General features: G+C 35.1%; 23 protein-coding genes, 1 tRNA gene and 6 pseudogenes. 20 read left to right on the plus strand and 10 right to left on the minus strand.

The genetic code is table 11. From position 1 onward, the window contains the following. Positions 1–6: 6 nt before the first annotated feature. Positions 7–282, minus strand: coding sequence for a helix-turn-helix domain-containing protein (locus ONI09_RS00360; RefSeq protein ID WP_265014080.1), 276 nt, complete (start codon positions 280–282; stop codon positions 7–9). Positions 283–307: 25 nt separating this feature from the next. Then, the gene (rpmG, locus tag ONI09_RS00365) at positions 308–508 is read right to left on the minus strand and encodes a 50S ribosomal protein L33 (RefSeq protein ID WP_015589280.1); all 201 of its coding nucleotides are present in this window, start codon (positions 506–508) and stop codon (positions 308–310) included. Between the two features lie 149 nt (positions 509–657). Between rpmG and ONI09_RS00370 the strand changes: the two genes are divergently transcribed. The 5 genes and pseudogenes from ONI09_RS00370 (at position 658) to murE (ending at position 7,557) form a co-directional block, all read left to right on the plus strand. Next, positions 658–2,430 carry an Rne/Rng family ribonuclease gene (locus ONI09_RS00370; RefSeq protein WP_265014081.1) on the plus strand — a complete coding sequence of 591 codons (1,773 nt, stop codon included), beginning with the start codon at positions 658–660 and terminating at the stop codon, positions 2,428–2,430. Between the two features lie 86 nt (positions 2,431–2,516). Then, positions 2,517–4,439, plus strand: a complete 1,923-nt coding sequence (dnaK, locus tag ONI09_RS00375; RefSeq protein ID WP_265014082.1) for a molecular chaperone DnaK — start codon at positions 2,517–2,519, stop codon at positions 4,437–4,439. A gap of 70 nt (positions 4,440–4,509) precedes the next feature. Beyond that, positions 4,510–4,794 (plus strand): BolA family protein, encoded by a 285-nt coding sequence (locus ONI09_RS00380; RefSeq protein WP_077188332.1) that lies wholly within the window; start codon positions 4,510–4,512, stop codon positions 4,792–4,794. Between the two features lie 7 nt (positions 4,795–4,801). Beyond that, a pseudogene (metC, locus tag ONI09_RS00385) lies at positions 4,802–6,035 on the plus strand (cystathionine beta-lyase). Then, complete coding sequence (gene murE, locus ONI09_RS00390) at positions 6,010–7,557, plus strand: UDP-N-acetylmuramoyl-L-alanyl-D-glutamate--2,6-diaminopimelate ligase (protein WP_265014451.1); 1,548 nt, start codon at positions 6,010–6,012, stop codon at positions 7,555–7,557. Before metC ends, murE begins: the two are co-directional and overlap by 26 nt. Before the next feature lie 124 nt (positions 7,558–7,681). Here murE and ONI09_RS00395 read toward each other — a convergent pair whose 3' ends face one another. From ONI09_RS00395 to ONI09_RS00405, 3 genes are read right to left on the minus strand one after another with little or no spacing between them, the layout of a single operon-like run. Continuing rightward, positions 7,682–8,638, minus strand: coding sequence for an IS5 family transposase (locus tag ONI09_RS00395; protein WP_265013977.1), 957 nt, complete (start codon positions 8,636–8,638; stop codon positions 7,682–7,684). After that, positions 8,623–8,841 (minus strand): hypothetical protein, encoded by a 219-nt coding sequence (locus ONI09_RS00400; RefSeq protein WP_265014084.1) that lies wholly within the window; start codon positions 8,839–8,841, stop codon positions 8,623–8,625. The genes ONI09_RS00395 and ONI09_RS00400 overlap by 16 nt, the downstream gene beginning before the upstream one ends. Positions 8,842–8,846: 5 nt before the next feature. Then, positions 8,847–9,809 (minus strand): IS110 family RNA-guided transposase, encoded by a 963-nt coding sequence (locus ONI09_RS00405; RefSeq protein WP_265013931.1) that lies wholly within the window; start codon positions 9,807–9,809, stop codon positions 8,847–8,849. 174 nt (positions 9,810–9,983) lie between these two features. Between ONI09_RS00405 and ONI09_RS00410 the strand changes: the two genes are divergently transcribed. Next, the gene (locus tag ONI09_RS00410; RefSeq protein WP_255324202.1) at positions 9,984–10,106 is read left to right on the plus strand and encodes a hypothetical protein; all 123 of its coding nucleotides are present in this window, start codon (positions 9,984–9,986) and stop codon (positions 10,104–10,106) included. Between the two features lie 24 nt (positions 10,107–10,130). Here the strand turns inward: ONI09_RS00410 and ONI09_RS00415 are convergent, their stop codons facing one another. After that, positions 10,131–10,583 (minus strand): hypothetical protein, encoded by a 453-nt coding sequence (locus tag ONI09_RS00415; protein ID WP_265014085.1) that lies wholly within the window; start codon positions 10,581–10,583, stop codon positions 10,131–10,133. Positions 10,584–10,723: 140 nt separating this feature from the next. Here ONI09_RS00415 and ONI09_RS00420 point away from each other — a divergent pair, with 140 nt between their 5' ends. The 3 genes from ONI09_RS00420 to ONI09_RS00430 all read left to right on the plus strand — a co-directional run bounded on the left by ONI09_RS00420 (position 10,724) and on the right by ONI09_RS00430 (position 12,665). Then, positions 10,724–11,758: an aspartate-semialdehyde dehydrogenase gene (locus ONI09_RS00420; RefSeq protein ID WP_265014086.1), complete on the plus strand. Its 1,035-nt coding sequence runs from the start codon at positions 10,724–10,726 to the stop codon at positions 11,756–11,758. Positions 11,759–12,160: 402 nt separating this feature from the next. Next, complete coding sequence (locus tag ONI09_RS00425; protein WP_265014087.1) at positions 12,161–12,292, plus strand: hypothetical protein; 132 nt, start codon at positions 12,161–12,163, stop codon at positions 12,290–12,292. A 211-nt stretch (positions 12,293–12,503) separates the two neighbouring features. After that, entirely contained in the window at positions 12,504–12,665 is a 162-nt protein-coding gene (locus ONI09_RS00430; protein WP_264705267.1) for a hypothetical protein, read from the plus strand. Here the strand turns inward: ONI09_RS00430 and ONI09_RS00435 are convergent. Continuing rightward, positions 12,642–13,136, minus strand: coding sequence for a Smr/MutS family protein (locus tag ONI09_RS00435; protein ID WP_265014088.1), 495 nt, complete (start codon positions 13,134–13,136; stop codon positions 12,642–12,644). The genes ONI09_RS00430 and ONI09_RS00435 overlap by 24 nt on opposite strands. Before the next feature lie 92 nt (positions 13,137–13,228). Between ONI09_RS00435 and rlmB the strand changes: the two genes are divergently transcribed. The 6 genes and pseudogenes from rlmB to ONI09_RS00465 form a co-directional block, all read left to right on the plus strand. Further along, positions 13,229–13,993, plus strand: a complete 765-nt coding sequence (gene rlmB / locus ONI09_RS00440; protein ID WP_253303421.1) for a 23S rRNA (guanosine(2251)-2'-O)-methyltransferase RlmB — start codon at positions 13,229–13,231, stop codon at positions 13,991–13,993. 79 nt (positions 13,994–14,072) lie between these two features. After that, the gene (locus tag ONI09_RS00445; protein ID WP_265014089.1) at positions 14,073–14,795 is read left to right on the plus strand and encodes a Bax inhibitor-1/YccA family protein; all 723 of its coding nucleotides are present in this window, start codon (positions 14,073–14,075) and stop codon (positions 14,793–14,795) included. Then, on the plus strand, positions 14,796–15,332 hold the full coding sequence (locus ONI09_RS00450; RefSeq protein ID WP_006279376.1) for a cytochrome c oxidase assembly protein: 537 nt from the start codon (positions 14,796–14,798) through the stop codon (positions 15,330–15,332). Positions 15,333–15,502: 170 nt separating this feature from the next. Next, entirely contained in the window at positions 15,503–16,480 is a 978-nt protein-coding gene (locus tag ONI09_RS00455; RefSeq protein ID WP_253303422.1) for a quinone oxidoreductase family protein, read from the plus strand. A gap of 229 nt (positions 16,481–16,709) precedes the next feature. Continuing rightward, complete coding sequence (locus tag ONI09_RS00460) at positions 16,710–16,907, plus strand: hypothetical protein (protein WP_265014090.1); 198 nt, start codon at positions 16,710–16,712, stop codon at positions 16,905–16,907. 26 nt (positions 16,908–16,933) lie between these two features. Beyond that, positions 16,934–17,917, plus strand: a pseudogene (locus tag ONI09_RS00465) (IS4 family transposase); the annotation flags it as partial. Between the two features lie 193 nt (positions 17,918–18,110). Here ONI09_RS00465 and ONI09_RS00470 read toward each other — a convergent pair. Next, positions 18,111–19,050 (minus strand): annotated as a pseudogene (locus ONI09_RS00470) (IS110 family RNA-guided transposase). A 216-nt stretch (positions 19,051–19,266) separates the two neighbouring features. Between ONI09_RS00470 and ONI09_RS00475 the strand changes: the two are divergent. Together ONI09_RS00475 and ONI09_RS00480 are read left to right on the plus strand one after the other, a co-directional pair. Continuing rightward, positions 19,267–19,674 (plus strand): annotated as a pseudogene (locus ONI09_RS00475) (IS4 family transposase); the annotation flags it as partial. A 72-nt stretch (positions 19,675–19,746) separates the two neighbouring features. Further along, positions 19,747–20,568 (plus strand): annotated as a pseudogene (locus tag ONI09_RS00480) (IS5 family transposase). Positions 20,569–20,581: 13 nt separating this feature from the next. Here ONI09_RS00480 and ONI09_RS00485 read toward each other — a convergent pair. Beyond that, positions 20,582–20,847, minus strand: a pseudogene (locus tag ONI09_RS00485) (IS4-like element ISWosp8 family transposase); the annotation flags it as partial. A gap of 321 nt (positions 20,848–21,168) precedes the next feature. On the opposite strand from ONI09_RS00485, the gene ONI09_RS00490 reads away from it, so the two are divergent. The 3 genes from ONI09_RS00490 (at position 21,169) to ONI09_RS00500 (ending at position 23,485) form a co-directional block, all read left to right on the plus strand. Next, on the plus strand, positions 21,169–21,384 hold the full coding sequence (locus tag ONI09_RS00490) for a hypothetical protein (protein WP_233641024.1): 216 nt from the start codon (positions 21,169–21,171) through the stop codon (positions 21,382–21,384). A 164-nt stretch (positions 21,385–21,548) separates the two neighbouring features. Next, positions 21,549–21,851, plus strand: coding sequence for a hypothetical protein (locus tag ONI09_RS00495; protein WP_231115838.1), 303 nt, complete (start codon positions 21,549–21,551; stop codon positions 21,849–21,851). Positions 21,852–21,958: 107 nt separating this feature from the next. Beyond that, on the plus strand, positions 21,959–23,485 hold the full coding sequence (locus tag ONI09_RS00500; protein ID WP_265014091.1) for an acyl-CoA carboxylase subunit beta: 1,527 nt from the start codon (positions 21,959–21,961) through the stop codon (positions 23,483–23,485). A 52-nt stretch (positions 23,486–23,537) separates the two neighbouring features. Here the strand turns inward: ONI09_RS00500 and ONI09_RS00505 are convergent. Continuing rightward, positions 23,538–23,610: transfer RNA gene (locus tag ONI09_RS00505), tRNA-Thr, on the minus strand. Positions 23,611–23,678: the final 68 nt, after the last annotated feature.

The following is a 23,678-nucleotide window of genomic DNA, read 5'->3' on the forward strand; positions in this document are numbered from 1 at the left end:
TACATATTATGCAGGTTTAGAATTATGCTTTATTCTTACGTTTATGTCTTGGTCCAATACAATCAATAAGTTAAGCAAGTATTCTAAGGAGAACCCTTCGATTTTTGACCTATTGATTTGAGATACTTTAGGTTGATCAATCTTTAGAGCGTTTGCTGCTTTTTTCTGTGTTGTGTACTTCTTACTTATTAATTGTGCAATGACCTTTATTAATTTCAGTTTTGTATCTTTCACATCCCCCAACTCTACTATTATAGGATAACTTAATTGTAAATTTTGCATAATAATAAAATCCCTTATAAAAAAATTACTTTAGTTTTTCTTCTTTAAATAACACATGCCTTCTGACTACTGGGTCATACTTCCTAAACTCCAGTTTTTTGGTAAGCTTTTTTGGATTACGCTTTTTTACATAAAAATAACCTGTTGATTTTTCTTCACCAGTCTTTGTTGTCTTGATTGCAGTGCTAACTAACTTAACGAGCAAAGAAGCATTTTTTTTCGCCATACTTATAATGATATAATAAATTCTATGCGAGTTTATTACGCAAAACACTAAAAGTCAACCGAATAATGCAGATCGTAAAATTCTTGACAATCAACAGTGCATTAAGTAGCATGAAGTTAACTTCAGAATGAAAAGCAAACGGTAAATAAGTGGTAAATAGTGGCAAAAGGTTATTATTGATAGAAAATTCCACCTGTTCTAATGAGGTAAGAGTTGCCTTGTCAGTTAATAATAAGGTTGTAGAATTTGAACAAGAATTCAAGGAAAAAAAACAATTAAGAGGTAATATATACGTTGCTTATATAAAGCGTATAGAGCCTTCTTTGCAAGCCGTATTTATCGAATATGGAAAAAATAAGCAAGGTTTTTTGTCTTTTTCCGAGATATCTCTAGATTACTTCAATATTCCAGAAAAAGAAAAGGAAACTATCTTTGAGAGCTACTCAAATGACGATTATACAGAAAAAGGGAACGATACCATAGCAAATGTCTCTTCAGATTCTGCAGCTAGTAAGAATGTCAACGAGTCAGGTAGTGGTTTTGTAAGAGAGGTACCTTTATATAAAAAATACAAATTACAAGATGTTATTTCAGTAAATCAAAAAGTATTGGTTCAGCTAACTAAAGAGGAACGAGGCAATAAAGGAGCTTCATTTACAACATACATAACTTTAGTGGGTAGATACTGTGTTTTCATGCCAAATTCCATGAGTAAAGGTGGAGTGTCTCGCAGAATTGAAGATGCTAATGTCAGAAAGCAGTTAAAGGAGATACTGAGTTCAATAAACTTGCCAAAAAGGTCAGGTTTAATAGTAAGAACTGTTGGTTCAAGAAAAAATAAGAAAGAAATTGAGCAGGATTACAATTACTTATCCTCATTATGGCAGAGCATTCAAAAAAATGCCTTCTCTGTAAACGTTCCATCATTAATTTACAATGAAGCAGATGTAATTATGAGATCTGTTCGTGATTTTTGTAGCGATGGTATAGAAGTTATAGTGTCTGGAAAGGAAGCTTTTGAGGCAGTTAGGCAATATGCTAACAATGCACTAAAAGGTAGTAAGTTGCGCTATAGATTGTATAGAGGTTATGCTCCGATCTTTACTTACTACGGAATCGAAGATCAAATTTCTGAGTTATATAGCAATAGAGTAGAATTGCCATCTGGTGGGTCTTTGATAATAACTTTAACTGAGGCGTTTGTTTCGATAGACGTGAATTCAGGAAAGATGACAGGAGAAGATAGCATAGAAGAAACAGCTTATAGAACCAACATGGAAGCAGTACCTGAAATATCAAGACAGGTGAATCTTAGGGGCCTATCAGGATTAATAGTAGTCGATTTTATTGATATGTTGAAATATCAGTATTGCAGAGCTGTTGAATCTGCTATAAAGCAAGCGTTTAAAGATGATAAAGCTAAAGTTCAATTTAGCTACATAAATGACTTTGGTTTAATGGTATTTTCAAGACAAAGAATTAAACCAAACATACAAGAAATTAATACTACAGAGTGTTTACACTGCAAAGGTACTGGAAGAGTAAAATCAAACGAAGTAATTGTTTCATCAATACTAAGGGATTTACAATATATTGCTAACAAGAATCGAAATAAGTCTTTTGATTTAGTAGCACACAGTGCAGTTATAGCGCACATTTTTAATAACAAACGCAATACAGTTTCTACAATCGAAAAAGAGTTTAATATTACATTGAACGTTAGTATTGATAACAGTTTAGATATAAATACATTTGTTTTAAAACAAGGAGATGATGTTAATTTAAACGGTTATAAGCCATTACAGAACTCTGGATACCAAATTGGGGATAGCAGCAATGAAGAAGCTGATAATTCAAATAAACTACGAGGCAATTTTTGGCTGACTAAGTGGCTTTCGCGCCTTTTAAGTTCTAATAACTAATTAGAAACCTAAATTGGGCTTGTAATTAATGAGCCCTATACTTATATATTCTTATATCAGATAATATTTACAATGGGGTACTCATTATGGGAAGAGCAATAGGCATAGATCTCGGAACAACAAATTCTTGTGTTGCAATAATGCAGGGCAAGGATACAAAGGTAATAGAAAATAAAGAAGGGGCAAGAACTACTCCATCTATAGTTGCATTGACTTCTTCAGGAGAAAGGTTGATTGGTGCTCCAGCAAAAAGGCAAGCAACCACCAATGCAAGTAATACCTTTTTTGCTACTAAGAGATTAATAGGCCGTCAATATAGTGATCCTGAGATGAAAAATCTAAGTGTACCATACAAAGTATTTGCAGCAAAAAGTGGTGATGCATGGGTTAAAACAAGTGATAATAAAGAATATTCTCCTAGTCAAATTGGTGCATTTATACTACAAAACATGAAAGAGGCAGCAGAAGCTTATCTTGGAGAGGAAGTAAAAGATGCTGTGATAACAGTGCCAGCATACTTCAACGACTCTCAACGTCAAGCAACAAAAGATGCAGGAAAAATTGCCGGATTAAATGTACTCAGAATAGTAAATGAACCGACTGCTGCAGCACTTGCTTATGGTCTTGATAAGAAACATGGGCACACAATAGTAGTATATGACCTTGGTGGTGGTACATTTGACGTTTCAATACTTGAAATAGGTGATGGAGTTTTCGAAGTGAAAGCAACAAACGGTGATACCCATCTTGGAGGTGAAGACTTTGATAATGGAGTAGTGAGTTATTTACTAGATGAATTCAAGAAAAGTAATGGCATTGATTTGAAAAATGATCCAATGGCTATGCAAAGAATCAAAGAAGCTGCTGAAAAAGCGAAAATTGAATTATCAAGTGCAATGGAAACGGAAATAAATCTACCGTTTATTACAGCTGATGCAAGTGGTCCAAAACACTTAAATATGAAATTAACGAGAGCAAAACTTGAAAGCTTAGTGAATGATTTAATCGAAAGAACTATGGCTCCTTGTAAAAAAGCTCTTGAGGATGCTGGTTTATCTGCTAGTCAAATTGGCGAAGTGGTTCTTGTTGGTGGCATGACTCGTATGCCAAAAGTCATAGAGAAAGTTAAAGAATTCTTTGGCAAAGATCCACATAGAGGAGTTAACCCTGATGAAGTTGTAGCAATTGGAGCTGCAATACAGGCGGGGATCATTCAAGGTGATGTAAGAGATGTATTACTACTTGATGTGACCCCACTTTCTCTTGGTATTGAAACTCTAGGAGGAGTATTCACTCCACTTATTGAGCGTAATACTACAATTCCTACTAAAAAATCTCAGGTGTTTTCAACTGCAGAAGATAACCAAACAGCTGTTACAATTAAGGTGCATCAGGGTGAAAGAAAACTGGCAGTTGATAATAAGCTACTCGGTCAGTTTAGTTTGGAAGGGATACCTCCTGCTCCGCGCGGAAGGCCACAAATTGAAGTGACATTTGATATAGATGCAAATGGAATAGCACACGTTTCTGCAAAAGATAAAGCTACTGGAAAAGAGCAAAAAATACGCATTCAATCTTCAGGTGGTTTATCTGATGATGAAATAAATCGCATGGTAAAAGAAGCTGAAGAAAAAGCGCAAGAAGATGAAAAGCGCAAAAAGTTTATTGAAGTGAAGAATCAAGCGGATAGCTTAGTCCATTCTACAGAAAAGTCTCTGACAGAGTATGGTGATAAAGTTTCACCAGAAGATAGATCTGCTATTGAAAATGCAGTTAACGAATTAAAAGAAGTTAGTAAATCTGATAACATTGATGACGCTGATTCAATACAGCAGAAAGTCACTAATCTTTCTCAATTATCTATGAAACTTGGAGAAGCTATGTATCAAGCATCTCAACAAAATAGTGCTGAAAATGGCTTTTCATCAGAAGGAAATCCAAATGATAAAGAGGAAAAAGTAGTAGATTCTGATTATCAAGACATAGATAATAAAGAAGAGAATAAGTAATTGCGATTGTCATCCAAGTAGCTGATACTGGGATGACAAGAGGAGCATATTGTTGCTTAAAGAAACCATTATGGATATTATTAAAACAATAGAAGAAAAGATACGCGATTCGATAGATGTAATTGATATCAACATTATCGATGAATCAGCAAAGCATGCTGATCATTATTTTGCTTCATCTTCAACATTACCTTCGCACATTAAATTAATATTAATATCTGACGGCTTTATTGGAATGAGCGTTCTAAAAAGACACAAGTTGATTTATGAGTTATTGAAGGGTGAGATAGAGCTAATACATGCAATTTCTCTTCACTTGTATACGCAAGATGAGTACAATTTAAAAAATAAATAATAAAAATGTGAAGGAAGAGTCTATATTAGTTAAAGCAGGAAGAAAATTTAATGACTATAAAGGTTCCATGAACCCGCCAGTTTATCATTCTTCTACCATATTATTCCCTACTTACAAGGACTACTTAAATGCAGCAAATGGAGAAAGTATATACGATGTAATCAATGATGGTGTTGCAAGGGATTATAGCTACAGTAATGTTGGTACTCCTACTGTTCATTATCTTTCAAATGCACTGGCTGAAATTGAAGGGAGTGGACAAGCGCTTATTTATCCTTCCGGACTATTTGCACTTACTTTTGCTATTCTAACTTTCGCTAAAGCAGGCTCGCACGTTTTAATTCAAGATAATAGTTATTATAGGCTTAGGAGGTTTGCAGAAAATGAGCTACCAAAAAGAGGAACAGAAATAACTTTTTATGATCCAACACAGGATATAACTGATTTAATTCAGAGTAATACTTCATTGATAATGATCGAGACTCCTGGTTCTGTAACGTTTGAGATTTCGAATATAGAGCATATAGTAAAAGTTGCTAAAGAACGTGGAATTGTAACCGTTTGTGACAATTCATGGGCCACTCCTTTGTTATTTAAGCCGCTTGATTATGGAGTTGATGTTGCACTATATGCGGTGACAAAGTATCTAGCCGGTCACTCAGATTTAGTGATGGGAGCTATGGTTGCTGAAGGTGAAACTTTTAAATTGCTTTATGAGAGCTATAAAAATTATGGAGTAACCATTCAATCGCACGACTGCTACCTTGCACATAGGGGACTAAGAACACTGCATGCACGTATGGCAAGGCACCAAAATACAGCAATGGAAGTGGCAAAGTGGCTAGAAAAACATTCAAAAATCAAAAAAGTTTTGTATCCAGCACTTCCCTCCCATCCTCAACACGAATTATGGAAAAGTTACTTCAAAGGAGCAAGTAGCGTATTCAGTATAATACTGGATAGAGAATATTCATGTGAAGAACTAAGCTGCATGGTTGATCATATGAAAATTTTTAGTATTGGTGCTTCTTGGGGAGGGTGCGACAGTTTGATATTACCAATAGATCGTAGATCTATGTCAAGATCTGTAATGAATTCAGATTATGGTGGAAGTTTCATGCGGATATTTTGTGGACTAGAAGATTCTGAGGATTTGATCTCTGATTTAAATGCTGCACTAGCAAGACTGCCATGTTTGAATATCAAAGCTGGCAGATGAAACTGAGAGAATTACTGCATAACATTATTGATGTTAACTTTGATATTGAAATCAAGGGCGTTACATGTAATCCCAAGAGAGTCAAGGAAGGTTATCTTTTTGTTTATGTGTCAGAAAGGAGTAAAGAATACGCAACATGCGATACTGGAATCCATATCCTTCCTACTGAATCACAGTGTTACGTACACAACTGTGTAGACGTTGTGATACAAGGGGCCAAGAAAGATGTCATCCCAGTGCTTGACTACTTGGATCCAGAAAATTTAATTGCAAATGAGCACACTAGGCAATTGTATAATAAAAACTGGATTCCAGTGTCACGCACTGGAATGACAGATACTTCGAGCTTTGCAGTGCTTGAACACCCAAACCCTCAAGAAATATACAGCGAAATAGTCAGCAGGTTTTATCAATTCAAACAGCCCAAATATGTTGCTGCTGTAACTGGTACAAATGGTAAAACTTCAGTAGTAGAATTTTGCCGCCAGATCTGGCAAAACTCTGGCTATAATGCTGCGTCTATTGGAACACTTGGAACATGCATCAATAATGGCAGAAAAGGTAATAGCAACAGCCTTACCACTCCAGGTGCAGAAGACCTTTACGCAACATTGCGTGGTATAAGTGTAGAACACTTAGTGTTGGAATCATCAAGTCATGGGATTGATCAATACAGAATCCATGGATTAAAGTTGAGTGCTGCAGCTTTTACTAATTTCTCGCAAGATCATTTAGATTACCATAAAAGTCTTGGTGGATATTTAGAAACTAAAAAAAGGTTATTTTACGAAGTATTACCAGAAGGAAAAACAGCGATTTTAAATGCGGATATAGATGAATACGGCGCATTGCTTAAAATAGCTGAAAAACGCAGTAATAAAGTTGTGACTTATGGAAAAAAAGGCTCTGATATTACTTTATTAGAGCAAACATCAACCCCTAATGGTCAACATCTTACAGTAAAAATTGATAACCAAATTTACAATACATTTTTCCCAGTTTTAGGAAAATTTCAAGCATATAATCTGCTATGTGCAATTGGTATATCTGGATTAAATTACAGAGAAATATGCGTAGAAAAACTCGTTTCTCCACCAGGAAGAATGGAAAAAGTGCAACCTTTTGCATTCGTGGATTACGCTCATACTCCAAGTGCGCTTAAACAAGCCCTATTGTCTTTAAAATGGCATATCAACAAAAAAATAATTCTAGTTTTTGGATGCGGTGGAAATCGCGATCAGACGAAACGTTCAGAAATGGGCAAAATAGCACAAATGTATGCAGATAAAGTAATAATTACAGATGATAATTCGCGTGATGAAGATCCGGCAAAAATTCGCCACGATATTTTGCTACATTGCCCTGATGCACTGGAGATAGGAGGTAGGAGAGAAGCTACAGAGAAAGGCGTAGATATTGCCTATAACGAGGGTATGATTCTGCTAGTTGCAGGAAAGGGAAATGAGAAATTTCAAATTATAGGCAACCAAACTTTTGAATTTAGCGATGTTGAGGTTATTAAAAATCATGCCTTAACATACTGATTTTCGCAATGGGCTTACCTCCGCTAATGTGGGGATATTGAAGCAAAAGTGATGTCATGCCAGTGCGTGACACTGGGATGGCTTTGTTGCATCACACTTTATGAGATGGTGATTTATGGTAAATTCATGTAACTATCTCAAATTTAGCCATACCAATATCAGTGAATTTATTAAGCAAATAGCATTTGATTAGCAGTTCTTTTTCTCGATTTATCTCAGATTTATTCCTAAAACTAAATCCGAATATTTGCTTTAATCTTGAGAAAAACCCTTCAATATAAGATCTTTTCCCATAATTTACTTCTTTTTTCCATTCTTTCATGCCATCTTCACCGTATAATTTTATTAACCTAATAGCAGCATTCCTGTCAGACATATAATCTATTTCTGGATGTTCTGCCGCATTGTTTATTGGTGGAATTTTTGTCTTTATATCATATTTGTTACACAACTTATAAAACTTGTGCCTATCACATGCTCTATCTGCATATAGTGCTTTTATGGCATGCTGAAAATCAACTTCTTTTAGCAAATCACAAGCTCCATAGTGATCAGAGTAGACACCATTACTGTATTTTACAGCTATGGCTTTTTTGTTGTTTATATTCAACATTACGTGCAATTTTCTCGTTTGCTCATAGCCACGATATTTTCTGTCAGTGCTATTTTCCTTGCTGTGACCAGGAGTGTTGTTGTATATACTAATTCCTGTACTGTCTATAGCAATTTCGATATCTTCCATATTATTTTTATCAATTCTGCAATCATTTATCTTAATATTAAGTTTCTTAAACCTTCTTGATGCTTGTGAATAGCTGATAACTGCCAAATCTCTTCCTATTTGTTGCAAGTACCCTTTTATAAACCCGACTGTTTGTCTTAAACCAATTCTAAAGAAACTGACGATTATATGCACCAAAATCACAACTTTATCACTATAAATATAGTTGCCGCCCTGCATTTTTGGACAATTCTCGTACCAATTTTCTACGGCGTCATTGATATAACAAAAAATGCTTCCTCTTTCTTGGAGAAATTTGTTATATTCATGGCAGTTACTGACTCTCATTTTTTGTGGCATATTTTTTCTTCAACAGTTAAATGGCTATTTATAATGAATTTTGTCAGTAACTGCCAGTTCTTTTCACTTGAGCGATGCAACAAAGCCCACTGGGATCTAGTTTTCCATATAATCTCATCGAAAATGTTGTAACCACTTTCTATGCTAGTTTGCTTGCTCACAAGCAAACTTTCCTGGATCCCAGATACTGTCTCTGCTGTCAAACAAATTATCCAACAAAATTACAATTAAATGGTTGATTCTTTTTAAGAATACCAAAAAAGACATGCATTAATTTTCGCATTAACGCAAGAACTATGACTTTTGGACATTTGCCTTTACTTGCTAGACGCTGACAAAACTTTTGAAAATGATTATTATGGTTTTTGACTACTATAGCTGGCATATAAAGAGCTTTTCGAATACGCTCAGATCCTATTTTGCATATGCAACTTCTCTTACTTACTGACGATCCCGATTGATAATGTCCTGGATTTAGACCAGCAAAAGCTGTAAATTGTTTAGCATTGTCAAAGTTATCAACTGATGGCATTTCTGCGACAACAGCAGTAAGATATCCTATACCTTTTATAGTCTTAAGGTTTTCCACCATATTTTTTAGATGTGGATAGTTATTTATATGCTCATTAATTTCTTTTTCGAGAACAATAATTTGCTCCTCTATTGCCAAAATTACTTTAGATATAGCTTCTTTGCAACTGGAATGCATATTTTTGTTTTCCAAGCGATTTGTCTGTTGCACCTTATCATCTTTTAGCGATTGCATGCAACGGTAAAGCTCCCTCAAATGCCTCATTTCAGGTGCAATGGGCTTCCAAAGAGCAGGTTTGTTGGCGATACAAAATCTAGCTATCATAGCTGCATCTGATTTATCTGTCTTATTTCTGAGCAGCTCACTTTTGCCAAAAGCTTTGATTTGGGCTGGGTTTACTATACTGACATTATGTCCTAAATCGTGCATAAAAGTAGCCAAATCTTCTCCATACCAACTAGTTGCTTCAAGACATAAATGAGTAAGATTTGCTCCATGGCCATTGCACCAAACTACAAGTTTTGCAAAACCATCTTGATTATTTTGAAAGACTTTGTGTCGTTTTTTACTGTCCACTAACAAACAAACATCAAATTTCTTTTTTGAAATATCCACACCTAAAATAGCATTTACTTGCATAAAATTGCCTCCAAGACTATAAATAAACTGAGAGTTTAGACTAACCTTGTAATACGGGATATAATTCCAAAAGATACTGTTCAGTCTTTAACTCTATGGAAGGGAAGCAAAATCTGGCTTAATGGCATTAGTGTCGCATCAGCTTCACCCTCCCTGTGAGGTATTTTAGCTCTAATGCCTCACATCATAAAGATACAAGTGTCACGCACTGGGATGACAAGAAAGGGAGCACTGGAATTTTTGTTTCAATATTTGTACATGAGCCATGCATCTGAACAGATACAATGTTATAACTAGAGATAATTTTTAAATGATTGATATTTATGAACTACGACTTTTCTTGTTGTCCACTTGTTCAACATTACCCTTCTCAAGTTTACTATCTACTTCTTTTGTGTGTTCATCATCTATACTAGTTTCATCTTTTATCTTACTAGGGTAATCTTCCTGCGATTTTTTATATGCTTCCATGTTGTCATACATAGGGTTACTGATGATTTCTATTTTTTCAGGTGTGAAAATCCTTGCTAAAAATCTCCTTATTATTGGTATTGACCTTAAGAAATCTCTTAGCTTTGAAGATTCTTGTCTTTTGTTTAGAGACTGTTGGTCTATTTTAGAGGTTTTTACACCATACTTTTTATCATCAAAATTTATTGTAGGCTTTCTTTTATTCGAAAGAACACTTTGGGCCTTTGATCCATTGGTTCCTTCAGGCCCTTGAGGTGTAGAAATTGCAGGTTTAACCTTAGTTTCATCGTATTCCTTACTCATCTTTCATTTCATTATATAATATTACTAATATTGCATAATAATAGCTAAATTACAATTAATTGCAAGGTAAAAATATTAAAACAATTGTAAATTTTGTCAGTAAAAATATAATAGAACTTTGAAATTAGAGGTTCATCTATATGGGATACAAAATTGCTGTTATTGGAGCAACCGGAAGAGTAGGGCGTGAGGTATTAAGCACGCTTGCTGAATTTCAAGATGAGGCGATAGATTGCGTTATTGCACTTGCATCGAAAAAATCAGAAGGGAAGAAGGTGAGCTTTGGTGACAAAGAGTTAACAGTTTTATGCCTTGAGGATTATGACTTCGTTGGAACTAATGTAGCCATTTTCTGTGCTGGATCTCATGTTTCTGAAGAGTATGTACCAATTGCAACACAGGCTGGATGCATCGTGATAGATAACAGTTCCCATTTTAGAATGAAAGAGGGTGTGCCACTCATTATTCCAGAGATTAATAAAGAAAAAATTATGGAATATAAAAACCACAACATAATATCCAATCCAAACTGTACTACAATACAGATGCTGCTAGTACTACATCTATTACACCAAAAAGCAAAAATAAAGAGAATCGTTGCTTCAACTTATCAATCAACTTCTGGTGCAGGCAAAGCAGCAATGGATGAGCTCTATGACCAGACAAAAAAAATCTTTATGAACGAAGCTAAAAAACCCAAGATATTCTCTAAGCAAATAGCATTCAATTGCATTCCCCATGTAGGAGAATTCATGGAAAATGGTTCTACAGAAGAGGAATGGAAAATGCAAGAGGAGACAAAAAAAATTTTAGAGGAAGATATAAAAGTTACTGCAACTTGTGTAAGGGTATCCGTCTTTATCGGTCACGCTATGGCAGTAAATGTGGAATTTGATCAACATATCACTGAAGAACAAGCTCGTGAAGTGCTAAGTGAAGCCGAAGATAGTGGAGTTTTAGTGTACAACAGGCGTGAAGATAGTGAATACATAACTCAAATTGATGTTGTACAGGAGAATGCTGTATATGTATCGCGTATTAGAAGAGACAATACTGTTGAGCACGGATTAAATATGTGGATAGTGGCTGACAACCTGCGCAAAGGCGCAGCATTAAATATAGTGCAGATTCTTGAGATTTTGATAAGAGAGCATTTGTCAATCAAGTGCATATAGAGCGCACGTACGTTGTAATTCGAAGGAAATTTGTATACCACATGGCAGCGCGTGACGCTGGAATGGCTTTGTTGCATCGCTACTTATGAAAGGCTAACTATAATTAGGATTATAAGCAACTTATTGAAAATCTTGTTTTTTTGCAATCAATCTGATCAAATTTAAGAATAGTAATTTGTTATTTATATTAATAAATTTAATTCTATTGAAAATAGCTAAAGCATTGAAATTCTTGAATTTTAGCCGGATTAGTGAGTGGTAGTGAAATTTCTTTTACTCAAATTTAGGTATTCACTGACCGTTCTTGTTATAAATACCAGAATAATAAGTTACTGATATTCTCCACCTTTTTTATCTTTAATCCATCATAGCTAGCGATGCAACAAAGCCGGCTGGATTCCAGTGTCAAGCACTGGAATGACACCATTTGCTGTGCAGTTTACCTTCAAAAATGAATGTTCGTACAGCTATGGAATAAATCGCGGTATGAAGGTTCGCAGCGGTATAGTAACTCGTCACCCCGCTACTTGTTAGCGGCTGAGATACCGCGGCGGTATGACGTAGAAGCTATACTTTTATACTCACCAACTCAGTATCCAATCTGGATCCAAGTAGTCAAGCTATTCGGATGACACACTCATAAAGTGAAATGAGATCCCGCTAACACGTAGCGGGATGACGAGAAAGGGGCTACTCGGATGACACACTCATAAAGTGAAATGAGATCCCGCTAACACGTAGCGGGATGACGGGAAAAGAGGTACTGGGAGACATCCTTCCTGGTAGACCCAAATCCCAATGTTCGCACAGTTGTGCGTCACGCGCTGCCGAACACTGTATGGTTATACAAGAAAAATTAAGGCTTAAAAGGAAACTTAAGCAGCTAATAGGGCCTAAGCCTTCTTAATAAAACATAAAAAGCCCCTTTATCACCATGTTTTTTCGTAGCTTGTTGGTAGTATAGAACCATATGCTGGATTTTAGTGTCATTTAACCATTTATTTAAGTTACTCTTTATAGTGTCTGTTTTATTTGTTGCACTGCCGTATCCCGTAATTACCAATAAACATCTATTTCCTGCTCGATAATTTTTGATAATAAAATCTATCAATTTACAGTAAGCATCTTCTATACTATAGCCGTGCAAATCGAGCTTATCGCTTATAAAATATTTACCCCTATCAACTTTTGATTTTGTGTTTTTGTCAAGACAAAATGATGAGTTACCATTATTGGTATTAAGAAAATTCCTTTGTAAGTCGGAGGTACCTTTATCAACCATAGACTTTATATTTACTTTATGATCAATTTTCAAAGTAACTTTTCCACATTCTATTGGCTTAACATTTTTTTGCCAATCCAACTCATCGTCCGACATAAACGCATTAATCGAATTGTGTAATTTTACAACAATATCCAAACATAGTAAAATGTTGCTTATTCTATAAAAACCCGATTTTCGATAATACGATGAAATCGTCAAAAACTAATGAGAATTTTTGGCTGTATGGAAAGCACACCTGCATGTCAGCACTGAAGAATAAAAATAGGCAGTGTATAGAACTGTTAGTAACAGAAAATTTCTATAGAGAACATGAAAAAGAAATTAGGCAATGTGTAAATAGTAAGGACATTAAAGTTCGATTAGTAGAAAACAAAATACTTAATGACGTTTTATCTAAAGGTGCTAACCATCAAGGAATTGCTTTAAATGTTGCCCCTATTCTTTATAACTTAAGCATCGAAGAAGTAGCTGAAAGCTCAAACGACAGCTCTACTATAGTCATTTTAGATCAAGTCACTGACACGCACAATATTGGGTCGATTTTAAGAACTTCAGCTTGTTTTAATGTCAACGCATTGGTTTTACCACATAACCATTCACCGAGTGAAAATGCATCTATTGCAAAAGCAGCAAGTGGGGCTTTAGATATTGTTCCGCTAATATACGTTACAAATATAGTAAAAACTATGCAGTATTTAAAAAAGGTCGGCTATTGGTGTTACGGGTTTGATTGCAATGCTAAAGAAAATATAGATGAAATAAAGAGTCTTGAGAAAAAAAGAGTAATTATTTTTGGTTCTGAAGAGAAAGGAATGCGGAGGTTAGTTAAAGAAAATTGTGATTATCTTTTAAAGATCCCAATATCAAACGTAATTGACAGCTTAAATGTTTCAAATGCAGCAGCAATAGGCCTATATTCTATTTATATTAAAACAAATGCCAGCGCATAGCTGTTTATAATAAAAACACTTGATAAAAATGTGGTTTTATATTATAATGTGTTAAATAATGGACAAAAGGAGTTATATTATGTCTTATATGAGAAATGAACAGGATATTCGCTCTCAAGGCGTTTACTATAGCGCTGGGCTTAGAAGTTACCTAACTAAAGTATACAATTACATGGCTTTAGCTTTGGGCGTCACAGGGCTTGTTGCATTTTTAACAGTATTTTCTGGTCTTTTTCAAGTAATTTATTCTAATCCCGTTCTATCGCTTGTGGTAATGTTATCTCCGGTTGCATTGGTGTTCTACATGTCTTATAGAATTCAACACCTAAGTGCTCAGTCTGCCGTTACTATATTTTTCTCGTTCTCAGTGTTAATGGGGCTTTCCTTATCTTATGTTTTTATAGTTTATACTGCAGAAAATATAGCAAGGGCGTTTTTCATTACATCAATCATGTTTGGCTCTATGGCTTTATATGGCAATACTACAAAAAGAGATCTTACAAGTATGGGCTCTTTCTTGATTATAGGAGTTTGGGGGTTAATCATTGCGTCTATAGTAAATTTATTTCTTGGAAGTAGTCCTTTCCACTTTGCAATATCGTTCATATCAGTAATAGTCTTTACCTTAATGACTGCGTATGATGCTCAAAGAATCAAGGACGTTTATTATAAACATAATGACGGATCAGAAGTTGCTACTACTAAATTGGCAATACTCAGTGCAACTAATCTTTATTTTGACTTTATTAATATGTTTCTCAATCTACTCAGGTTACTTAACTTGTTCAACAATAGGGATTAGATGTTTTCCTTTTTAAGGAAAGGCAGTAAGAATTCTATAGTTTTCTTTTTAGTATCTTTAGTTGTGTCGATGATATGTCTTGCATATGCATCGGTACCTCTATATAGCATTTTCTGTAAAGCTACTGGGTATGGTGGCACAATAAGAAAAGTAACTAACACAACAACAAATATAACTAACCAAAAGATCAGGGTCCATTTCAATGCTGATATAATGTCCGATCTACCTTGGGAGTTTAAATCAGAAACTAACTACGTTGACGTAAACATAGGAGAACAAAGTTTAGCGTTTTATTACGCAAAAAATCTATCTGATCAGCCTTCATTTGGAATGGCGGTGTATAACGTTACGCCTTTCAAAGCAGGTAAGTATTTCAATAAAATTGCATGCTTTTGTTTTGAAGAACAAATGTTGCTACCAAAACAAAAAGCAGCTATGCCCGTATCTTTTTATATAGATCCTGAGATAATGCTTGATAACAATACAAAAGATTTGAGCGAAATAACACTGTCATACACGTTTTTTAAGCTTAAGTAACAGAATGTTTGCAAACCATGTCATTTCAGTAATCAATAGGGTGTCATCCAAGTAGCTGACACTGGAATGACAGGAGGTAACGCAAGAAGTCTATTGATTGTGAAAACAATAACTTTGCAAAATATTAATTGTTAGATAACATAATCAAAGTTTTTGTCTTAATATTCATCATGGTTAGAGCTATACAAATTAAAAAAACTGGGGGACCAGAAGTATTAGAATTTGTAGATAAGAGCATAGGTGAGCCAAAAGGCGAGGAAGTCTTAGTGCGTCACACAACTATCGGCTTAAATCGTTATGATTTAGAGCACAGAAAAGGTACACGCAAAATTAAAAATTTACCATCAGTGCTTGGAGTGGAAGCAGTTGGGGTTATTGAAAAACTTGGTAAAAAAATCAGTGATGGATTCAAAGTTGGAGACAGAGTTGGATATTGCACAGCTCCTCCAGGGGCATATTGTGAAAAGCGCATTATACACCAGAAATATCTGATAAAAATTCCAGATGACATATCTGATGAAGTTGCTGCTGCAGTGCTGTTTAAAGGTATGACAGCTCACTATTTAGTTAATCAATCTTATAAAATCAGGCCTGGTGCTTTCGTGCTAGTTTATGGAGCTAATGGTGGCTTAGGGCAAATAATATGTCAATGGGCAAAGGATAAAAAAGGTGTAGTGATAGGTTCTGTAAGCTCTGATGAAAAAATGAAGATAGCTTTACAAAGTGGCTGCACATACGCAATAAACTACAATGATAAAGACTTCGTTTCTAAAATTATGGAGATTACGCAAAACAGAGGAGTAGGTGCAGTGTATGACCCCATAGGTTACGCTACAAGTAAGCTCTCTTTTGAATCTTTAGGCAGGTTCGGCATATACGTTTCCTATGGGCAGATATCAGGTAACGCTCCTATTAGTTTTTCTTTACTTAGTTCACGTTCGTTATTTGCAACTGGAACCTCAATATACCATTATAAGCATGATAGATTCACATTAGTGCTTACCACAATGGAAATCTTCGAGATGATAAGAAAAAAACTTTTAACTGTACGGATCAATAAAAAATATAAATTTGATGAAATAATTCAAGCACATCGTGATATGGAAAATAGAAAAGCGAGTGGGCTAAATATCATCAAAGTCTCTTAAATAAATTAGTAATTTAAACTAACCATTCATTAAATTATATCAACTAGAATTTCACATATTTCATTCTCCTTTTGGGGGAATTAAAAGCATATAGCTAAACTGACTTAGATTTACCGACAACCTTCATCCCGCTACGTGTTAGCGGAATCTATACCGCGAATAGACTTCTTGCATAACCCAAACTAAGTAGAAAGAAGGTATCATCCGAGTAGCTGACACTGGTTCCTTTATGACGGTAGTAGCCCCCCTTCTCCTGTCATTCCAGTGCTCTCTTCTTGTCATCCCAGTGCCCAAACACTGGGATCCAGTTTCACCTTATGATGGTGTCATGAAAGTAGCTGACACTGGTTTCCATCCAAGACGGTGTCATTCCTTACTATTACCCACAAATATAAACGGACTAAAAAGTAAAATATTACAATATTAAAGTTTGCAAATATTGAGGGTATAAAAATGGCAAACGAGAGTAATGAATGGGCTAAAAATGAATTTGGAGATAAAAGGTTAACTGAGCGATTAGTAAAGATTGCTGATATGTTTGACAAAATTACCTGAAAGTTAGATTAATCAAGCATGTGAAAGTTGGTCAGAAGCAAAAGCAGCATATCGTTTTTTTTAAAATGAGAACGTAAAAGAAGTCGATATTCTAGCTTCACACATTGATAAAACAGTTGAGAGAACAAAAGCTCACAAGAGGGTTCTTGTCATTCAAGATACCAGTTACATTGTATATAATAACCATAAAAAAACAAGCGGATTAGCAAATTTGTCCAGTTATGATACTGCAAAAGGTATTATAATGCATACAGCTCTTGCCGTTAGTATAGAAGGTTTGGTACTAGGGATACTAGATCAAAAAGTTTATTCAAGACCTGAAGAAACTGAGAACCTTAAAAAAAAGAGCGATCGCATTGAAGATAAAGAAAGCGTAAAGTGGTTGGAAACTTTAAGAAAAACAAATAATATTATTGATCCAACTCAAACTGAGACTATAACTGTATGCGATAGAGAAGCAGATATATATGACTTTTTTGAGCTTGCACATAGTCTTAATTCGGCAGTGCTAGTTAGAGCATGCAGAGATAGAGCAGTAAATAGAAAATCTCGATATCCTGAAAAAGGTGAGCAGAAGTTATGGGCATTTATTAAATCCTCTCATTGTGCAGGTACGGTAGAAGTTGAAGTTCCTGTAAAAGATAATAAGCCAAAAAGAACAGCACGTTTGGAAGTTAGATTTGGAAAGCTTATGATGAATCCATCTAAGAATAATATTAGGCATAAGACGGAAGAACTACCTAAATTACCACTTTATGCAGTTTATGTTGTTGAGAAAACTCCCCTTCCCTTAAAAAAAAACCGCTAGAATGGATGCTATTAACGAATCTTTCAGTTAATACTTTCGATGAAGCTGTTGAAAAAATTAGTTGGTATCAATTATGTTTTTTAAAAATTTTTTTATTTGTGTAATTTTGCAAATTATATGGGCAATAAAAACCCGTTTGTCATAGAAATAGAATTTTATATCAAACAGCTACCACAGCAATTTCTGCTTAAGCTAATGAATATGTGCTTTAAGTCTGTGTGGACGCACATATTCATTAGCCAATTTCAGTTACCGTTGTGAAGATTTTTAAGTATGCAAATTAATTGCTTCTTTAAGTCTTGTATTAGCAATTACTATAATTTTACGCATTAGGGCTGTTATAGCCACCATCTTCTTCTTACCACTTTCAACAAGCTTAGAATAAAAGGCGCCAAGTATAGATTTTGACCTTGTAGCAGCCATAGCGGCTGTAAAGAGCTTTGAACGAACGTTACTTCTACCACCTGTAATCCTTCGGTAACCAACAGCTTTACCACTTTCTTTTGGATGCGATGCAACTCCGGCAAGACTTGCTACTTCTTTTCTATTTAAGTAACCAAGCTCTGGCATTAAACACAAAAAATCTTGTGATAACTTTTTACCTATTCCAGGAACTGTTTTAAGAATTTTTTGGCGTTGTTGTAATTCGCGGCTTTCATCAATAATCTTTTGTATAGTATCATTGAGTTCGTTTATTTGACTATCGAAAAACTCAATGGTCTTTTGACAGCTTTCTTTTATATGATCATTTTCCGGTGCTTCAAGTCTGCATTTTTCTTGAGTTCTCATTTGCGTAATATCATCACGACGTTGACAAAGTGCAGCCAAAGTTGATTGTTCTGTAGAGGTAGGTACAAATAGAGAGATAGTTCTATGGCGTTCAAATCCATATTGAGCAAGAGCTCTTGCATCTAGACTTTGCTAAAGTTCCGTGAGATAAAATAAAGCTTTTTACTTTACGAGTATTAGCTCGATGCACGGCAATATTTTTGTCGGTAAGAAAATGTGATAAGCCAAGCTCATATTTCCCTGTATTTTCTAAAGTCACTAAAGCATTAGGTAGAATATCTGAAAACTCTTGAAATAATTGTTGCCAACCAGAAGCATTATTATCAAATTCGACAGCATTCTTCTGTTTGTGAATTGCAACGACATTTTTAAATTTTCCGATGTCAATGCCAATAAAATTTTGATAAGATGTAACCATAATAAACCTCGATAGTTTTAGTTAATTTAAGATTGTAAACGGGTGCATATATATGTCCCAAGCAACTATTCAAACGTATCGAGAGATAGGGCTAGCGTACCTTGATACCAACGGTTGTAATACCAATTTCCTTTCGGTCGCGCACGCCCGCTATTCCTAGTGAGCAGGGTTATCTTTCTCTCTTATCTCTTTTATATCACGTTTTTAACTTACAATTGCCTTAGATGGAAAATAGAGATATTACATAAAATTTTAAATCCGGTCTCAAAGTTGAAGAATGTAGGCTTGGAATAGCAGAAAGATTAATGAGGTATTTAACAGTCATGAGCATTATTGCTTGGAGAATTTTCTTTATTACATCAATTGCAAGAACTAACCCAACATTACCATGTACTGCCTTATTAGCTGAGGAAGAATGGAAAGTTTTATATGTTAAAATACACAGGAAACCATGTCCAAATATAGCCCCTACTATAAAAGAAGCCGTTTCGTGAACTTGGAGGTCATTTAGCAAGAAAAAATGACCCAAAACCAGGACCAATTACTCTTTGGAAAGGATATAAACGTCTCTTTGATTTAGCAGAAGGATGGCGACTTGCTCACGAACCTCATATTTGTGGGTAATAGTAAGATTTGAGAGGTTGTCCACAAACCAAGGAATACGTAGTATATAAAGAAAGAATATTGAGGTAAGAGATGAGGAAAAAATATCCAACAGATTTAAGTAAAAGGGAATGGGCAAGAATAGAAAAACACTTCAGAGTATCGTACAAGAAAGGAGGAAGGCCACCAAAATACAGTAAGTGTGAGATAGTAAATGCAATTCTTTATATACTGCGCACAGGATGTCAATGGCGCTATTTACCACACGATTTTCCGCCGTGGAAGGCTGTGCATGAACAGTTTAGAAGATGGAAAAAGCAGGGAATTTTTGAGAAAATGAACTATGATATCACTAAATATAGTAGGTCAAAAATGGGAAGCCGAGCGCATGCATAGTGGACAGTCAATCGGTAAAAACCACGGAAAAAGGGAGGTCAAAGGTTATGATGGTGCGAAAAAGGTAAAGGGGAGAAAAAGACATATAATCACAGATACTCAAGGATTTGTGCTTGGTTGCTATGTAGGAGCTGCAAGCGAAAATGACAGAGATGGGGTGAAGATGGCATTGGACAATATGAAGCAAAAATACAGCAATATTAAGAAAATGTGGGCTGATATGGGATACCAAGGAAAAGATTTAAGGATTACGTAAAGAGAGAATATGGGATAGATATTGAAATTGTCAAAAGGCCTCCATGTAGGTTTTGGGTGCATAAAGATACACCACTAGAACTATTGCCACAACGGGATCCTGGATTTTCAGTACAGCCGAGAAGGTGGGCGGTAGAGAGGACTTTTGCTTGGATCAATAGAAATAGAAGGCTATCAAAGGAGTACGATTTACTTACAACATCTACTGAAAGTTTCATATATCTGGCTATGAGTAAAGTTATGTTAAGTAGGGAATATGCTTGATTTACTGGTTTGTGGACAATCTCTTAAATTCTTGAAAGCCTGTATGGCAAATCTTATACCTTGCTTTAGAAAAGGCTTGCTTTGAGGGTACATGTCAATGGCTCCATAAGTTCACATTCTATTCCCAAACTTTTTTTAACTAACTTTAAAATCATAGAAAATACTGTCGAAAAAGGAAGTTTTCTTGTTCGTGTAAAACTCAACACAATGGATTTTCTGAAAAGTTTTCGAGTATATTATATTTTTAATTTGTAGAATAAGGTTTTTTCCCTTTTGCATATTTCACCTAAAAAGGACACATTTTAGACTTCTTTGTTGAAATAAAACAGAAACAAAAGTGCTGTCCCTTGCACTCTTTGGATAATTTAATGATAAAAAATTTGGAGAGAAATTTTATACACTATCGCTGATATTTTTCCTTAAGTTGACGCCATTGCCTGAACACTTACCTAATGATGAAGCTATCGAAAACATAGCAAAGAGACTTCAAAAATCTATAGACGATGCAAAAAAGCACAAGGTCATGTTTAGTGTTGATGTATTCCAAGGAGAAAAAAGTCATCAATAATAGATTATTCGATACTGATCTTATACCACCTCATGGAGCAAGATAAAAATGTTACTGAGACTGGAAAAGAAAAACTACGGCCTCTTATGTTAGAAATGTTTAATCTAGTTTCAACAGGCACTGATGTGAGCCAAGAAGTTCGGAGATTATTGCCAGAAGATATACTGAAAGAACGCGGCGAATATTTGTCACGTCTAAAACAAATTGTAAGTGATAGTATTGAAAATGACAAAAAAAAGGAATTGTAGTAGAAAGAGATAATAAATTTTATTATGTACAGTGTCCAGAAAAAAGTGTGATCACTCCTGCAAAATTTATGAACTCCCCGGAATTTAAGGACTTAGAATATGGTGCATTGCGAATAGGAGAAGGAGATAATCTAATCTGAATAAAAAGCTGGCAATATCATGATATGCAAGGCAAAGTAAAAATGACCTTTAGGGTAGGCGATGAAAAGATCGAAATGATTTTATCTTCTGAAAAAGCTGAAAGTTTTGGTAAAATAATGGTACATATGGATGACAAAAGTTGTGAAATCTTCTCAAAGTACCTAAAAGAGCTAGAAAAAGAACCTCGTATAAGCAAGGTTGTTGAAGCTGCTAAAAGTTTTGCACAAACGAAAAGCAGTGCAGTTAGTCCACCTCTTTCTAATATGAAAAGTGTTGACACATCGCAACATTTTCAAAGTAGTGACCATGAATCACCAGAGCATTAACAATTATCATACATACATTGTTGCATATAGCAATAGTGTATGTGTATAGTTAGTAGGGTTTGTAAACTTAATAAAGTCTACAACTAATTTGAAAACTACTTTATTGTATGCAAGACTTTAAAATACTAGAAAATCTAAAAACCAAAGCACTAGAAGCTGAAAAAGGAGGCGGTTCTGACAGGATTACCAAACAACATGAAAAAGGGAAATTAACTGCTAGAGAAAGGCTCAGTATATTGCTCGATGAAAGTTCTTTTGCAGAATACGATAAATTCGTAAAACATCATGCAAATGATTTTGGCATGCAAAATGCTAACTTTTTAGGTGATGGGGTAGTGATTGGTCATGGTACTATTTATGGCAGAAAAGTTTTTGTTTATTCTCAGGATTTTACTGTCTTTGGTGGTTCACTTGGTGCGTCACATGCAAAAAAAATATGCAAAATTATGGATATGGCAATTAATGCCAGAGTTCCAATTATCGGACTAAATGATTCTGGTGGAGCCAGAATTCAGGAAGGAGTAAATTCTCTTGCTGGTTATGGAGAAATTTTTCAAAGAAACGTAAATGCATCGGGTGTTATACCACAAATTTCTTTAATTATGGGCCCATGTGCAGGAGGTGCAGTTTATTCCCCAGCATTAACTGACTTTACTTTCATGGTGAAAAACAGTTCATATATGTTTATAACCGGGCCAGATGTAGTAAAAAAGGTTACCTACGAAGATGTAAGTTTCGAAGACCTCGGTGGAGCAAAAATTCATACAAGCAAAACAGGAGTAGCGGATTTTGCATTCAATAATGATGTTGAAATGCTGCTAAAAATGCGTGAATCCTTTACTTTCTTACCAGCAAATAATCAAGAATCACCAAAATCTGCACCAATCTGTAATGATGTTGACAACATTGATGAATCCTTAAACACTCTAATTCCTACCAATCCTAATACTCCTTATGATATGTATGAACTCATTGAAAAAGTTTGTGATGAAAGGAATTTCTTTGAACTGAAACCTGATTTTGCTCGTAATATCATAACTGGTTTTGGTAGAATTGGAGGAAATACTGTCGGTATTGTTGCAAATCAACCTATGCACCTTGCAGGATGTTTGGATATTGATTCTTCAAGAAAAGCTGCGAGGTTTGTAAGGTTTTGTGACGCATTTAACATTCCGATCATCACACTTATTGATGTTCCAGGATTTTTGCCGGGTACAAATCAAGAATACAATAATATAATACAACACGGAGCGAAACTGCTTTACGCTTACGCTGAAGCGACCGTGCCGAAAATTAGCCTTATCACTAGAAAAGCGTATGGTGGTGCATACATTGTTATGAATTCGAAACATCTAAAAGGTGATATAAATTATGCCTGGCCAACTGCTGAAATAGCTGTGATGGGCCCTGAAAGTGCAGTTGAGATTATATTTCGACACGAAAAAGATCAGCAAACGTTAATTAAAGAATATAAAGAAAAATTTGCTAACCCATTTTTTGCTGCATCATATGGATACATTGATGACATTATAGTGCCAAGTAAAACAAGGTATCACTTTTGTAAAGCATTAGAGCTACTCAAAAACAAGAGGGTAGAAAGGATATGGAAAAAGCATGACAACTTACCTCTGTAACTTTCTTCTAAGCCTTGCTTACAAGTTATGCAATATTATAAGTATATCAGTGTGCCGTTACCAAGACTCGAACTTGGGACCTCGTCATTACCAATGACGTACTCTACCACCTGAGCTACAACGGCAAGTTTATATATTATGATAATGAATAACACAAAGAAGAATAAGGAAAAAGAAGAAGAGAGAAAAAGAT

Origin of the sequence: Wolbachia endosymbiont of Drosophila pseudotakahashii (assembly GCF_026015925.1) — a bacterium.
Lineage (GTDB): Bacteria > Pseudomonadota > Alphaproteobacteria > Rickettsiales > Anaplasmataceae > Wolbachia > Wolbachia pipientis.

What these genes read in the sequence shown, in the direction of transcription:
- ONI09_RS00360 (WP_265014080.1), bottom strand. Translation starts at nt 282, where the DNA reads ATGCAAAATTTACAATTAAGTTATCCTATAATAGTAGAGTTGGGGGAT.
- rpmG (WP_015589280.1), bottom strand. Translation starts at nt 508, where the DNA reads ATGGCGAAAAAAAATGCTTCTTTGCTCGTTAAGTTAGTTAGCACTGCA.
- dnaK (WP_265014082.1), top strand. Translation starts at nt 2,517, where the DNA reads ATGGGAAGAGCAATAGGCATAGATCTCGGAACAACAAATTCTTGTGTT.
- ONI09_RS00380 (WP_077188332.1), top strand. Translation starts at nt 4,510, where the DNA reads ATGGATATTATTAAAACAATAGAAGAAAAGATACGCGATTCGATAGAT.
- murE (WP_265014451.1), top strand. Translation starts at nt 6,010, where the DNA reads ATGAAACTGAGAGAATTACTGCATAACATTATTGATGTTAACTTTGAT.
- ONI09_RS00395 (WP_265013977.1), bottom strand. Translation starts at nt 8,638, where the DNA reads ATGCCACAAAAAATGAGAGTCAGTAACTGCCATGAATATAACAAATTT.
- ONI09_RS00405 (WP_265013931.1), bottom strand. Translation starts at nt 9,809, where the DNA reads ATGCAAGTAAATGCTATTTTAGGTGTGGATATTTCAAAAAAGAAATTT.
- ONI09_RS00410 (WP_255324202.1), top strand. Translation starts at nt 9,984, where the DNA reads ATGCCTCACATCATAAAGATACAAGTGTCACGCACTGGGATGACAAGA.
- ONI09_RS00415 (WP_265014085.1), bottom strand. Translation starts at nt 10,583, where the DNA reads ATGAGTAAGGAATACGATGAAACTAAGGTTAAACCTGCAATTTCTACA.
- ONI09_RS00420 (WP_265014086.1), top strand. Translation starts at nt 10,724, where the DNA reads ATGGGATACAAAATTGCTGTTATTGGAGCAACCGGAAGAGTAGGGCGT.
- ONI09_RS00430 (WP_264705267.1), top strand. Translation starts at nt 12,504, where the DNA reads ATGACGGGAAAAGAGGTACTGGGAGACATCCTTCCTGGTAGACCCAAA.
- ONI09_RS00435 (WP_265014088.1), bottom strand. Translation starts at nt 13,136, where the DNA reads ATGTCGGACGATGAGTTGGATTGGCAAAAAAATGTTAAGCCAATAGAA.
- rlmB (WP_253303421.1), top strand. Translation starts at nt 13,229, where the DNA reads ATGAAATCGTCAAAAACTAATGAGAATTTTTGGCTGTATGGAAAGCAC.
- ONI09_RS00445 (WP_265014089.1), top strand. Translation starts at nt 14,073, where the DNA reads ATGTCTTATATGAGAAATGAACAGGATATTCGCTCTCAAGGCGTTTAC.
- ONI09_RS00450 (WP_006279376.1), top strand. Translation starts at nt 14,796, where the DNA reads ATGTTTTCCTTTTTAAGGAAAGGCAGTAAGAATTCTATAGTTTTCTTT.
- ONI09_RS00455 (WP_253303422.1), top strand. Translation starts at nt 15,503, where the DNA reads ATGGTTAGAGCTATACAAATTAAAAAAACTGGGGGACCAGAAGTATTA.
- ONI09_RS00460 (WP_265014090.1), top strand. Translation starts at nt 16,710, where the DNA reads ATGACGGTAGTAGCCCCCCTTCTCCTGTCATTCCAGTGCTCTCTTCTT.
- ONI09_RS00490 (WP_233641024.1), top strand. Translation starts at nt 21,169, where the DNA reads ATGGAGCAAGATAAAAATGTTACTGAGACTGGAAAAGAAAAACTACGG.
- ONI09_RS00495 (WP_231115838.1), top strand. Translation starts at nt 21,549, where the DNA reads ATGCAAGGCAAAGTAAAAATGACCTTTAGGGTAGGCGATGAAAAGATC.
- ONI09_RS00500 (WP_265014091.1), top strand. Translation starts at nt 21,959, where the DNA reads ATGCAAGACTTTAAAATACTAGAAAATCTAAAAACCAAAGCACTAGAA.